At 35.8% G+C, this 13,693-nt stretch carries 13 protein-coding genes and 1 pseudogene; 5 read left to right on the top strand and 9 right to left on the bottom strand.

The features are described 5' to 3' along the window. Positions 1-53: 53 nt before the first annotated feature. Positions 54-947 (top strand): ATP-binding protein, encoded by an 894-nt coding sequence (locus ACUL40_RS22945; protein WP_000892971.1) that lies wholly within the window; start codon positions 54-56, stop codon positions 945-947. Between the two features lie 3 nt (positions 948-950). Continuing rightward, a complete protein-coding gene (locus ACUL40_RS22940) occupies positions 951-2,834 on the top strand; it encodes a vWA domain-containing protein (protein WP_001248875.1) in 1,884 nt (627 codons plus the stop codon). Positions 2,835-2,871: 37 nt separating this feature from the next. Here ACUL40_RS22940 and ACUL40_RS22935 read toward each other — a convergent pair whose 3' ends face one another. The 4 genes from ACUL40_RS22935 to ACUL40_RS22920 form a co-directional block, all read right to left on the bottom strand. Continuing rightward, positions 2,872-3,294 carry an NUDIX hydrolase gene (locus ACUL40_RS22935; RefSeq protein ID WP_006919539.1) on the bottom strand — a complete coding sequence of 141 codons (423 nt, stop codon included), beginning with the start codon at positions 3,292-3,294 and terminating at the stop codon, positions 2,872-2,874. After that, positions 3,281-3,823: an orotate phosphoribosyltransferase gene (gene pyrE / locus ACUL40_RS22930; RefSeq protein WP_000417037.1), complete on the bottom strand. Its 543-nt coding sequence runs from the start codon at positions 3,821-3,823 to the stop codon at positions 3,281-3,283. The genes ACUL40_RS22935 and pyrE overlap by 14 nt, the downstream gene beginning before the upstream one ends. Before the next feature lie 112 nt (positions 3,824-3,935). After that, a complete protein-coding gene (locus ACUL40_RS22925; RefSeq protein ID WP_000723125.1) occupies positions 3,936-4,901 on the bottom strand; it encodes an L-threonine 3-dehydrogenase in 966 nt (321 codons plus the stop codon). A gap of 44 nt (positions 4,902-4,945) precedes the next feature. Continuing rightward, positions 4,946-6,136, bottom strand: coding sequence for a glycine C-acetyltransferase (locus tag ACUL40_RS22920; RefSeq protein WP_000095905.1), 1,191 nt, complete (start codon positions 6,134-6,136; stop codon positions 4,946-4,948). Between the two features lie 213 nt (positions 6,137-6,349). Here ACUL40_RS22920 and ACUL40_RS22915 point away from each other — a divergent pair. After that, a pseudogene (locus ACUL40_RS22915) lies at positions 6,350-7,081 on the top strand (class I SAM-dependent DNA methyltransferase). A gap of 29 nt (positions 7,082-7,110) precedes the next feature. On the opposite strand, the gene ACUL40_RS22910 reads toward ACUL40_RS22915, so the two are convergent. From ACUL40_RS22910 to ACUL40_RS22900, 3 genes are read right to left on the bottom strand one after another with little or no spacing between them, the layout of a single operon-like run. After that, complete coding sequence (locus tag ACUL40_RS22910) at positions 7,111-7,932, bottom strand: ABC transporter ATP-binding protein (protein ID WP_445423041.1); 822 nt, start codon at positions 7,930-7,932, stop codon at positions 7,111-7,113. Positions 7,933-7,944: 12 nt separating this feature from the next. Beyond that, a complete protein-coding gene (locus ACUL40_RS22905; protein WP_000760060.1) occupies positions 7,945-9,003 on the bottom strand; it encodes a FecCD family ABC transporter permease in 1,059 nt (352 codons plus the stop codon). Next, positions 9,000-10,004 (bottom strand): FecCD family ABC transporter permease, encoded by a 1,005-nt coding sequence (locus ACUL40_RS22900; protein ID WP_000925232.1) that lies wholly within the window; start codon positions 10,002-10,004, stop codon positions 9,000-9,002. Before ACUL40_RS22900 ends, ACUL40_RS22905 begins: the two co-directional genes overlap by 4 nt. A gap of 172 nt (positions 10,005-10,176) precedes the next feature. Here ACUL40_RS22900 and ACUL40_RS22895 point away from each other — a divergent pair, with 172 nt between their 5' ends. Both ACUL40_RS22895 and ACUL40_RS22890 read left to right on the top strand, forming a co-directional pair. Beyond that, entirely contained in the window at positions 10,177-11,145 is a 969-nt protein-coding gene (locus tag ACUL40_RS22895) for an ABC transporter substrate-binding protein (protein ID WP_001010276.1), read from the top strand. A 380-nt stretch (positions 11,146-11,525) separates the two neighbouring features. Next, on the top strand, positions 11,526-12,875 hold the full coding sequence (locus ACUL40_RS22890) for a peptide MFS transporter (RefSeq protein ID WP_000338317.1): 1,350 nt from the start codon (positions 11,526-11,528) through the stop codon (positions 12,873-12,875). Positions 12,876-12,912: 37 nt separating this feature from the next. On the opposite strand, the gene ACUL40_RS22885 is transcribed toward ACUL40_RS22890, so the two are convergent. Together ACUL40_RS22885 and ACUL40_RS22880 are read right to left on the bottom strand one after the other, a co-directional pair. Next, complete coding sequence (locus ACUL40_RS22885) at positions 12,913-13,092, bottom strand: acid-soluble spore protein H (RefSeq protein ID WP_000382679.1); 180 nt, start codon at positions 13,090-13,092, stop codon at positions 12,913-12,915. Between the two features lie 191 nt (positions 13,093-13,283). Beyond that, positions 13,284-13,571 carry an ArsR/SmtB family transcription factor gene (locus ACUL40_RS22880; RefSeq protein ID WP_000081428.1) on the bottom strand — a complete coding sequence of 96 codons (288 nt, stop codon included), beginning with the start codon at positions 13,569-13,571 and terminating at the stop codon, positions 13,284-13,286. Positions 13,572-13,693 lie beyond the last annotated feature (122 nt).

Here is a 13,693-nt window from a genome sequence, read left to right as displayed (position 1 = left end):
CAAGTTATCATAAGATGTATTACTTTATGAAAATAATGTTAGGTGGGAAATACATGTTAGAACAATTTCATATACATGCTGATTTAAAACAACAGCTTTCTACGATTCATGAAAAGAATAAGCAAGAAGCTGGTGAAAACGCACATTTAATCGGAACGAAAATATATAAAGCGTCTGATAATAGCATTATTGAAGATGCGATTACAGCACTTCTTCTTGGCAAGAACATTCTATTAAAAGGACCGACTGGTAGTGGTAAAACAGTACTAGCGGAAACTCTTTCTTCTTTATTCCAAAAACCAATGCATAGCATTAACTGCTCTGTCGACTTAGATGTAGAGGGTATTTTAGGATACAACACACTACAAACGAAAGATGGTGCATCTGAAGTTTCATTCGTTAACGGTCCTCTTATGAAAGCAATGAAGAACGGTCACTTCCTATATATTGACGAAATCAATATGGCAAAACCTGAAACGTTACCACTTCTTCACGGCGCATTAGATTACCGTAAAATGATTACAAACCCATTTACACAAGAGGTTGTATACGGTGATGACGAATACCGTGTAATTGCTGCGATTAACGAAGGTTACGTTGGAACAAGTGAACTAAACGAAGCGTTAAAAAACCGTTTTGTTATTATTGAAGTTCCTTACATTCAAGGTGATACATTAAAAGAATTATTATTAGCAGAATCAAAATTAAAAGATGTTGCAACCATTGAAAAGTTCGTTGCCTTTGCAAGCGACCTTATGCCTTTAGCTCGCGATGGACGTGTAAGTGAAGAAGCGGCAAGTATTCGTGGCATTATCGACGCATGTGATTTAGGTGTATATATTCCTGTTATGCGAGCGATTGAACGAAGCATAATTGCAAAACTTAATGATGAAACAGAACAAATGACTGTCCGTGAATTAGCAGAAAGTTATTTCTTTGAGGGATAATTTATGAGACAAATTTTTAGTGACAAAAAAATTGATGCGTCGCTGTTTCTACAAATGGAAAACTTAATGTATGCCCTTCTAAAAGAAGACGATGCCTATCTTGAATATGGCTATAAAGCATACTACGACGAAATTGAAAAGAAAGTTGTCATTAGTCACTTTTGGGATGATCGAAAAGAAGAAGATACAGTAATCGGATTAAAAAGCGAAGTGTTCTTAAAAGCACTTGGTAATAAACATTACTCGGACATGACTTTAATTCGTTCTTATGCGATTGAATTGCAAGAATCGCCCCTAAAAAAGTTTTTAACACAATTATTTGTTCTATTAGAAGATTTACGCGTTGAGGAAATTGTAAAGAACTTACGTCCTGGCACGAAGCATGTTTTTAAAAGAAGAAAAGAAATGTATCGCAATTACTTTAGCTCACAAAATGAAATCAATCGCGTTCGTAACTATCACGGTGATCGTCTATTTTGCCTATGCTATCTTTCATTAACGAGCGATAAATATGAAATGTTTAATAATGAATATTTCGAACAAATTGAAGCTATTTTGCATGAAACATTCCAAGCTCGTAATACGGAAGATATTATGTATATCGTTGAGAAAATTCGCTACCGCTTAGAGGAGCTTCTTGAAAGTGATATGCTTAACAACTATTTCGGACATGCACCGCTTTATTTATCTGTTCTTGCAGACGAAAAGAACTGTCGCGTCGAAGATTTAGCAAATGATGATACGCAGCTTATAGATGACGATGAAAATAAAAACAAAATGGATGAAAGTTTCTCCACATGGCATCGTGAAAATAAAAATAACGAAAACGAGAACTTTTTACGCTTTGAATTAGAAAGCGGAACAAAAACAAACATGATGGGCGATACTGCTCGTGAATCAGAAGATGGCGACCAAGCACTTGGTTCTGTACAAGGTACTTCTCAAAAAAGTACACAATCCAACTTTGATGGCGCTGATACAGAAGAAGCAAGGGCTTCACACGCTTCTAGTCAAAATGATGGTGCATATGGTAAATATAACACTGGCGCTTCTCATACATTTAAAGAAGCACGTAAACCAAATCCTGATGAGAAAAAGGATTACCAAGCTATCAAATCAGTCGTTAATAAAGATGTAAAAGAATTAAAGAAAATTATCGAAAAAACGATTGAAAATAAAACGAATGCAAATAGTGATAAATATTACGGAAGACTTCGTAAGAAATTCCTTCGTATTTATACTGAAAAGCAGCCTCGCATGTTTTATAAAAAAGGGCAAGAATCACAAGAGCTCGACGTTGCATTCCAACTGTTAGTTGACTGTTCTGGTTCTATGTATAACAAAATGGAAGAAACGAAGAAGAGTGTTGTACTATTCCATGAAGCTTTAAAATCTTTAAAAATCCCGCACGCTATTAGCGGATTTTGGGAGGATGCCTCTAGCGCTAAACCTGAAGATAAGCCGAACGTTATCCATGAAGTTGTAAATTATAAAAACTCAACGTTACCAAACGTTGGTCCAGAAATTATGCAACTTCGTGAAGAAGAAGATAACCGCGACGGATATATTATTCGTATCGTTTCTGAAAAGCTTGCCAAAAGACCTGAGAAACATAAATTCTTACTAGTCTTCACAGACGGTGAGCCTTCTGCGCTAGACTATCAACAAGACGGAATTTTAGATACGCATGAAGCTGTTAAACTCGCGCGTAAAAGTGGTATGGAAGTAATCGGTATCTTCATCGAAGAAGGCGAAGCGAAAGAAGCAACTTATCAATTGATGAAAAACATTTATAACCATCACTTCTTAGTTGCAAATCACGCTGAAGATTTACGACTGAAGATTAAACCATTACTGAAAAAATTATTACTGAAGACGATTGAATAGAAAATAGGAGCCTTGTGGCTCCTGTTTTTTCGTTCAATTACTTTGTTTCTGGTTGAAACTTGTATGGAATGGCTATTTCTAACAAATATTCAAATCCTCCGTCATAGTATGGGAAGCGCTCATTCGCAATTGTTCGATCCACCCACTCTACTGCAGAAATTTCACCTTCATCTTCCGCAATAAGTTCACCTTTTTCTACATTCGCTCGGAATGTAAAAAATAGTGCATGATTCCCTGATTCTTCAAAGAATTTTTCATTGATCGCAACAAGTCCACCTAACGTAGCAGTTAAACCTGTCTCTTCTTTCACTTCTCTTATTAGTGCTTCCTCTAATATTTCACCTTTTTCCACAGCCCCACCTGGCAATGACCAAACGTTTTGTTCTACATTATGTACCATTAATATTTTATCTGTTTCTTCGTCATGTATTAGTGCATATACGACATCAACTCTTTGCATGTTGCTTTTCTCCTTCAATTAACTCATCCATTGTAAATAAAGAATGTAGTTGTAAACCATCTGCTAATAAGTTTTCTCTTCCCTCTTTCGTTCGTTCAATCACACCTAGAACATGATGTACTTTCGCACCTAGTTCTCTTAAATCTTTCGTGCTTAATAATATTTGACCACCTGTCGTAATAACATCCTCAACAACACAAATATTTTTCCCAGCAATATTAACGCCTTCTGCTAACTTACATGTGCCGTACTTCTTCGCTTCTTTTCTTACAAATACGACCGGTATACCTGTTTGTAAAGATAATGCTGTTGCTACTGGAATTCCTCCCATCTCTAAACCAGCGAGTGCTTCTGTATCAGGAGGAATGAGCTCTTTCAACTGTTTAGTAATTTCTAATAACAGTACTGGATTAGATTCAAATAAGTACTTATCAAAATATTGATTTGATACTTGTCCTGATCGAAGCTTAAATGTTCCCGTTAAACGTGACGTACTGTAAATTTCCTTTGCTAATTCCCATTTCTCCATTCCCTGTCTCCCCTTTACACACAAATTAACTCATTCTATCACATTTGTAATTATTTGTATATTACCAAAATACAAACAAAAAGAGCCGATTCCTAAGAATCGACTCTTCCTATTAATTCATCACTAACTCAGCTGTGAGCTTTTTTTTTAACTTAGCCAGCATGTCAGTTGTCATTTTGTCTAAATCGTATTCTGCTTTAAAGCCCCACTCTTTCATTGCTGCTGTTGCATCAATAGAGTTTGGCCAGCTATCAGCGATTGTTTGACGAGCTGGATCTACTGCATAATCCATTGTAAACGTCGGAATGTGTTTACGAATTGACGCTGCAATTTGCTCTGGCTCGAAGCTCATTGCTGTAATGTTAAATGCATTTCTATGCACTAGCTTACTTGGATCAGCTTCCATTAATGAAATGATCGCTTGTAAAGCATCAGGCATATACATCATGTCCATATATGTTCCTTCAGCAATGTATGAGGTGTATGCACCTTTTTTAATCGCCTCATAATAAATTTCAACTGCATAATCAGTCGTTCCGCCTCCTGGAGGAGCTACGTAAGAAATTAAACCTGGGAAACGCACACCGCGCGTATCAACGCCAAACTTTTGATGATAATAATCACATAGTAATTCCCCTGCCACTTTGTTTACCCCATACATCGTAGTAGGACGCTGAATTGTATCTTGCGGTGTATTATCTTTTGGCGTTGATGGACCAAATGCACCGATAGAACTTGGCGTGAAGAACTTACAGTTTAATTCACGAGCTGCTTCTAGAGCATTTACAAGTCCACCCATATTTAAATTCCATGCAAATAACGGATTTTTTTCTGCTGTTGCTGAAAGTAAAGCTGCTAAATGAATAATTGTATCTACTTCATTACGCTTTGCAATATCATGTAGTTTTTGTCCATCTGTTACATCTAACGTTTCAAATGGACCAGACGTTACTACTTCACTATCTGTTTCACGAATATCTGTTGCAATAACATTTGATGCGCCGTATACATCACGAAGTTTCATTACTAGTTCAGAACCAATTTGCCCTAAAGAACCGGTTACTAGAATTTTTTTCATTTTCCCCACTCCTCATTTGCAAGCTATTCAAAAGATGTCGTTACTTAAATGATGCCCATTTCTTTTCCTACTTTTTCATACTTAAGAATTGCTTCATCTAACATTTCTTTCGTATGAGCTGCTGTAGGCATATTACGAACGCGCCCTGTTCCTTTTGCTACAGTTGGGAACACGATAGATTTTGCGTATACACCTTCTTCATTTAGACGTTTACTAAATTCTTGTGTTAATACTTCGTCCCCAATAATACAAGGTGTAATTGGCGTTTCACTTTCCCCAATGTTAAAGCCAAGTTCTTTTAATCCTTGTTTCAAGTAGCGGCCATTTTCCCATAAGCGATCGTGTAACTCTGTGCTTTCCATTAAGATTTCAATTGATCTCATGCAAGCTGCTGCATCAGCTGGTGTTAATGCTGTAGAGAATAAGAATGGACGTGAACGAACTTTTAACCAGTCAATTAAGTTTTGTTTCCCTGCTACATATCCACCAATTACCCCAATTGCTTTTGATAATGTACCAATTTGGAAATCAACTTTATCAGAAAGACCGAAGTGCTTTACAGTTCCTGCACCTTTTCCAAGTACACCTGAACCGTGTGCATCATCTACGTATGTCATTAAATCTAACTCTTCTGCAATCTCAACAATTTCTGGTAGTTTTGCAACATCTCCATCCATCGAAAAGACACCGTCTGTAATTACCATTAATTTATTGTAAAGACCTGATTCTTTCGCCGCGATTGCTTTTTGGCGTAAATCTTCCATATCAGAATGTTTATAAACAATAATTTTTGCTTTTGATAGACGACTACCGTCAATAATAGATGCATGATTTAATTCGTCTGAAAGAATCGCATCATTTTTATCCATAACAGCTGAAATCGCTGCCATATTACAGTTAAATCCTGATTGATAAGCAATTGCTGCTTCTGTATGTTTAAACTTTGCAATTGTTTCTTCTAACTTAATATGCAAATCTAAAGTACCGTTAATTGTACGAACAGCCCCTGCTCCAACACCGTACTTATGAATAGCACCAATTGCTGCTTCTTGCAAACGGCTATCTGTTGCTAATCCCAGATAGTTGTTTGAAGATAAGTTAATATATTCTTTTCCGCCAATTGTAATGATCGGTCCATTTGAACTCTCAAGCGGATCAATTACGTTATAAAGCCCCTTTGATTTTAAATCCTCTAAATTTTCTTCTAAAAATTTCGCAAGTGTTTTACTAGACATCGTGAAGCCTCCCATCGTTCATGTAAGCGGATTATTGTCTTAATAGTTCTAATAATCCCTCTACTAGCTTAACACGTTTTCAGAATTTATTATAGAAAAATAGTTTAAAGTAACCGCTTACAATTCTAGATTATATATGATTCATTACAATAAATCTATCATTTACTTTTCATATTTGATAGAATTAAAAAAATATTTCGGGAGGTTTCAAACATGGCATTTACAGAATCTGATGTATACAATAACACAGCATTTTTCGAACAATATATGAAACGAAGATACCGAGAAAATAGCCCAAATGAATCCATTGAAAAACCAGTATTCTTTCAGCTCATTGGTCATGTACAAGGAAAACAAATTCTCGATTTAGGCTGTGGTGATGCTAAGTTTGGCGCGGAATTATTAGAGAAGGGATGCTACTCTTACACCGGCATTGAAGGCTCCAAACTTATGTATGAAAAAGCTAAAAAACAACTAGAAAATAAAAATGGATCTGTTCATTTTTTAAACCTCAAAGATTATACCTACCCCTCTTCCACTTTTGATTTAGTAACATCTAGACTCGCCTTACATTATATTGAACATCTTGATACTATTTTTCAAAATGTATTTCAAACTTTAAAAACAAATGGCACCTTTACCTTTAGCGTTCAACATCCCGTTATTACTTCTTCATTTGAAAGCTTACAAACAAGTGGTAAAAGAACGAGTTGGCTCGTCGATGATTACTTTAAACTAGGCAAACGGGTTGAACCATGAATTGACCAAGAAGTTATTAAATATCATCGTACAACGGAAGAGTATTTCACATTATTACAGCAAGCCGGATTTACCATTACATCATTAAAAGAAGCTACACCAAATCCAACCTATTTTCAAGATGAAGAAGAGTATAAACGTCGCTTACGTATTCCTCTCTTCCTCTTATTTTCTTGTACCAAATAAAAAAAAACGATGAATCACTCATCGTTTTTTTATCTCATTGCCTGAGCAACTTCTTTAACTACACGTCTTCCTCTTCCGTGAGGGATACAAAGCGGTGTTCCAAACAACGGATCCGTACTAATTTGACACTCCATTCGGAATACATCACGTACTAGTTTCTCATCTACCACTTCTTCAGGTTTACCTTGTGCATATATTTGTTTATCTTGAATTGCTACAATGTTATCTGCATAGCGGCATGCTAAATTCAGATCATGTAATACCATAACAATTGTTCTTTGTTCTGTTTCATTTAATTCGAATAATAAATCTAGCACTTCAATTTGGTGAGTCATATCTAAGTATGTAGTTGGCTCATCCAGTAAAATGATATCTGTATCTTGTGCAAGTGTCATTGCGATCCAAGCACGTTGACGCTGCCCACCTGAAAGAGCATGCACATCACGCTCAGCAAATTCTGTCATACCTGTTGCTGCAAGTGCCTTCTGTACCATTTCCTCATCTTTTTCTGACCACTGTTTCAGCCATGTTTGATATGGATAGCGTCCTTGTTTTACAAGTTGCAATACTGTAAGCCCTTCTGGTGCTTGCGGTCCTTGCGGTAAAATTGCCATTTGACGAGCAATTTGCTTCGTTTGCATACTTTGAATAGCTTGATTATCTAACAAAATGTCACCAGTTGTTGGCTTTAATAATCTAGCTAGTGAACGTAATAAAGTTGATTTCCCGCAACCGTTGGAACCGATAAAGATTGTAATTTCACCTTTTGGAATTTCAAAATTCAACTCATCAATAATAATTGTTTCACCATAAGACAACGTCAAGCGTTTCGTCTCCAATGCTTTTTGCATATTCATCTCCCTTTATGAATTCCGACTTTTATAAAGTAAATAAATAAAATAAGGTGCACCAATTGCTGATGTAAATACCCCTGCTGGAATTTCAAGTGGTGTGAAAATTGTACGCCCTATTAAATCTGCAGCAAGTACTAGAATTGCACCGACAATAGCTGCAACTGGGAGCAATGCACCGTATAAAGAACCAACTAGCCTTCGTGAAATATGAGGTGCCATTAAACCGACAAATCCAATCCCTCCGGCGAAGGCAACTGCTCCCCCAATTAAAGCCGTACTAAGTAATAACATGAATACGCGTGACTTCGTTAAAGGAACACCAAGTCCTACCGCAATATCATCCCCTAGCTCTTGCGCATTTAAATGTCTAGCAGCTATAAATGATATTACCGTTAAAATGAGAACCCACGGTGCAAGTACCATAACATTTTGCCAAGAAGAGCCATAAACGGTACCCGTAATCCATACATTCGCTTGGCTCGCTTGATAAATTGGTGCTAACAACATAAATAATGTTGTTGCCGCCTTCGTTAATGCCCAAAATCCAACACCAATTAAAACGAGAATAATTGGTGATAATCCATCATTTTTCCATGCAAATAAGTATACAAAAACCGCTACAATCGTTGCTCCTGCAAAAGCTGCTAACGGCATATAATGAATGCTTACAGTTAGCGCATTATTTTTATCACTAAATAGCGCTAAAAATAATACAACTGCAACACTTGCCCCGCCCGTAATCCCGATGATATCAGGAGAAGCAAGTGGATTTCGAACGAGCCCTTGTAAAATACAGCCCGCTACTGCAAGCGCAATTCCTACGAGGATAGCAATTAAAATACGTGGCATACGAAACTTATTTACAACCATATTTGACATCGCATCGCCATTTCCAGTAATTGCTTGCCATACGTCATAAGGAGCAATTTTCATGTCCCCCATACCTGCGCTCGCAAAGAATAATCCTACTAAAACAACTAGTAAACTTAACAAGACGAGACAAGCTCGTTTATACATTAAAAACGAGAGCTCGCCTTTTCCTATACGAAACGGAATATATTTCTTCATTTGCTAAGCCCTCTCTTACGTGCAATATAAATAAAGAACGGTGCTCCAATAAATGCTGTCATAACTCCTACTGGTACTTCTTGTGGCATAATGACATATCTTGCTGCTATATCAGCCAATATTAGTAGTATTGCACCTAACAATCCGCTATAAGGCACTCTCCATCTGTGGTCAACTCCAACAAGAAATCTAGCAAAATGCGGAGTAATAATTCCAATAAATCCAATTGGACCAGCAACCGCAACTGAACCACCAGACAACAGTACAATAATAAGTAACACGAACGATTTCATTAAAATTGTGCGTTGTCCAAGTCCTTTCGCGACGTCTTCTCCCATCATCAATGTATTTACTTTCCCTGCCATCATAAGAGATGCAATCCATCCTATTAATAAATATGGGAATACAGATTGTAAAATTTCTAACTTTCTCCCTTGCACAGATCCAGCAAGCCAAAATAATACCTCTTCAAGTGCTTTTTCATTTAACACAAGTAATCCTTGTGTTAATGATGAAAATAACGCACTAATTGCGACCCCTGCTAACGTTAACTTAAGAGGAGTAGTCCCTTCTTTTCCTAAAGAACTAGAAGCAAATACAAGTACAGCTGCAACCGCCGCTCCTAAAAAGGCAATCCATGTGAAAGCTGATAATGATGTTACTGAAAAGATTACAATTGCTACAACTATAAAGAACGCAGCACCTGAATTTAATCCAATAAAATCTGGAGAAGCAAGTGGATTCTTAGTTAAAGTTTGCATAAGACAACCAGCAATGGCTAAACTAGCACCAACACTAGCTGCAATTAACGCCCTAGGCAGACGTACATTCTGAATAATAATATGTTCATTGGAACCGTTAAAATGGAAAAAAGCATCCAATGCTAGTTTCCAACTCGTATTTGTATATCCGAAAATAATACTTCCCCAAATACAAATAACGACTGCAATGATTCCAACAAATAATCCAATCCATTTTGCTCGATTTGTTTTTAATAACATGCAGCGTTTCCCCTTCAATGTATAATGATACGTTGTTAGTGTATTTCAACTTAATTCTCATTGTCAACGGAAATGAGAATTATTTTCACCCATATGTATTGACAATCAAAAGATAAAGGCTTAATATCATGCTTGCTATTGAAAAATATTCTCAACATATAGGGGGTACATAATGAATTTCATGCGGAAGAAATCGTTTACAGTATTTGTATTTTTACTAGCATTTTCAATGCTTTTAAGCGCTTGTGGAAAATCAAATAACAAAGAAGAATCTACAAAAGAAGATAATAAAAAAGAAGTGGTTACTGTAGAACATGCAATGGGTAAAACAGAAGTTCCTGCTAATCCAAAACGTGTAGTTATCTTAACAAATGAAGGAACTGAAGCTTTACTTGAATTAGGTGTGAAACCAGTTGGTGCTGTAAAGTCTTGGACTGGTGACCCATGGTATCCACATATTAAGGATAAAATGAAAGATGTAAAAGTTGTTGGTGATGAAGGACAAGTTAACGTTGAAACAATCGCTTCTTTAAAACCAGACTTAATTATCGGTAACAAAATGCGCCACGAAAAAGTGTACGAACAATTAAAAGCAATTGCACCTACTGTGTTCTCAGAAACATTACGTGGTGAATGGAAAGATAACTTCAAATTTTATGCAAAAGCATTAAATAAAGAAAAAGAAGGTCAAAAAGTTGTAGCTGATTACGAATCACGTATGAAAGATTTAAAAGGCAAACTTGGCGATAAAGTAAATCAAGAAATCTCTATGGTTCGTTTCATGCCTGGTGATGTTCGTATTTATCATGGCGATACATTCTCTGGTGTTATTTTAAAAGAACTTGGATTTAAACGTCCTGGAGATCAAAACAAAGATGATTTTGCAGAGCGTAACGTATCTAAAGAGCGTATTTCTGCTATGGATGGTGACGTATTATTCTACTTCACATTCGATAAAGGAAATGAGAAAAAAGGATCTGAACTAGAAAAAGAATATATAAACGATCCTCTATTTAAAAATTTAAATGCCGTAAAGAATGGTAAAGCATACAAAGTCGACGATGTTATTTGGAATACAGCTGGCGGTGTAATTGCTGCTAACCTATTACTAGATGACATCGAAAAGCGCTTTGTTAAATAATACACCTCTAGTCAGCACCCTCCTATGGTGCTGGCTATTTTCTATTTCACTGAAGTGTCACATTATTTCATTTTGTATTTTTATTCCCAATATGTTATATTATAAAAGTAAATAGAATATATTTTCTCTATATCAGAATAAATATTTTAATCTAAATTTTCTGATTAATCACTATTTTATTTTCTTTTAGAATTCAATTATTACATTTGAAAACGCTTATCATCTCGTTTTCAGGGCAAAATACAGTAACGGTCGAAGAAAAATAGAACTTTTTTAGAAATTTTCTTTCTATTTCCATATAATTCTATTGACTTCTAAATATTTTGTAAATTAAAATGATTACATAAATATCCGTTATACAGGATTAGGGGGAAACAAAAATGGATGCAGCTTTAAAATTAGACAAAGCTGGAGAGCAACAATCACCAAAAAAACATCCACCAGGGTTATACTTGTTGTTCTTTACAGAAGCATGGGAAAGATTTAGTTATTACGGAATGCGTGGCTTATTAGTTCTTTATTTAACAACGAGCTTAGTAAGCGGCGGTTTAGGATTTGATAAAGCAGTTGCAGTTCAAATTTACGGTATTTTCACAATGTTAGTATACTTCACACCGATTATCGGTGGTTGGTTAACTGACCATTTCATTACGAAGCGACATGCCATTACTATTGGTGGTATCATCATGGCACTTGGTAACTTTGTACTATTTTCAATGAACACAAAAACCGGACTATTTTTAGGATTAGGATTATTAGTTATTGGTAATGGATTCTTCAAACCAAATATTTCGACTTTATTAGGTCAATTATATAGCGAAAACGATTCTCGTCGTGATAGTGCCTTCACTATCTTCTACATGGGAATTAACTTAGGGGCTTTTGTTGCTCCATTCATTTGCGGTTATTTCGCAGATTATAAATATGGATTCTTAACAGCTTGTATCGGTATGATCATTGGTCAGATTGCCTTTAACTTATTAGCACCTCGTTACTTAGGATCTATCGGAACAACTGTTGTAGGGAAAAAATCTAAAGAAAAAAATGCAAAAGTAATTGAGAAAAAACCTTTAACAACACAAGAGAAAAAACGCACTGCTGCAATTTTAATTTTAACTTGTTTCGTAGTATTCTTCTGGGCAGGATTTGAGCAAGCTGGTAGTTCTTTAACACTTTACACAGATAAGTTCGTAGATCGTACAATCGGTGGATTTACAATTCCAACACCTTGGTTCCAATCTGTAAACCCACTATTCATTATCTTATTAGCATTACCAGTTTCTGCATTATGGATTAAACTTTCGAAAACAAAAAATGGTGATTTAAAAATCCCAACAAAAATGGCATTAGGTATGATTTTACTAGGAATTGGATATCTAGTTCTAACTTTAGCTGTATTAAAAACTGGTAGCGATGAAAGTAATATTACAATAAAGGCAAACTTACTATTCATTGTATTCACTTACATGTTCCATACAATCGGTGAGTTATTCTTATCACCTATCGGATTATCTATGGTAAGTGCAATCGCTCCTGTTAAATTAGCATCATTATTAATGGGGGTATGGTTAGCTGGTACTGGCTGCGCAAACTTATTAGCAGGACAATTAGCTGCTTTCACTCAATCTTTAGGATATTTAGAAGTATTCGCAAGTATCGGTATTATCGTAATTGTACTGGGATTAGTACTTCTTATGTTCTCTAAGAAAATTGCACATATGATGGAATAACAAAAAGACGCTTCTCAATTGAGAAGCGTCTTTTTTATTATTTCTCCTCTAAAGCTGTCACGTCCACATGAACGCTCTCACCAGGATTAGATACATCATACACTTGAGCACTCCCCTTCTGCTCATCACAGCTCTCAATCCATACTGGTACGCCCTCATATGTAACGTCAATTCTACTTGAAGAAGATAAAATTTGTTTCACACGTTTCACATCCATACTACTGTCCCTCCTTTTGCTTACTACACTCCTTTCTATTTTTTCTTTTCCTTTTAGAATATATTCCGTAAGGCAGCATGTTGATTGATAGTCATTTCTTCCTCACATGCTAATATTTACTCTCTCGCTACCTTTCTGACAAATAAAAAAAGACGTATATTCCATACGTCTTTTTCCATAATATTCAAATTTTAAGAAAATAATGTTTTTACTACCGCACTTACTTTATCATTATGGATTTGATAATACACTTCTAATCCTCGTCTTTCAAAGCGCACTACTTTATTTTGCTTTAACTTCGTTAAATGTTGTGAAACCGTTGATTGCGGAATTTCTAATACTTCCTGTAGTTGTGTTACATTACATGTTCCTCTTTGCATAAGTTCCATTACTAGACGTAGACGAAGTGGGTGAGCTAACGCTCTTAACATTTGTACATCTTCTTCTGAAATACGACATTCGAATTGATTTTGGCTCATAAAGTTCCCCTCATTTTCGTTTTTATTTGCGTTTTTATGTTCTTTTTATTTATTTATATATCTGTTCTTATATTTCCTGTTACGACATAACTTTATCAACCTATAAAGCCGAAAAATTTTTC

This window comes from Bacillus sp. KNSH39, from assembly GCF_052656585.1.
Note: the sequence above shows the minus strand (reverse complement) of the source record. Positions and strands in the feature narration are given on the sequence as shown.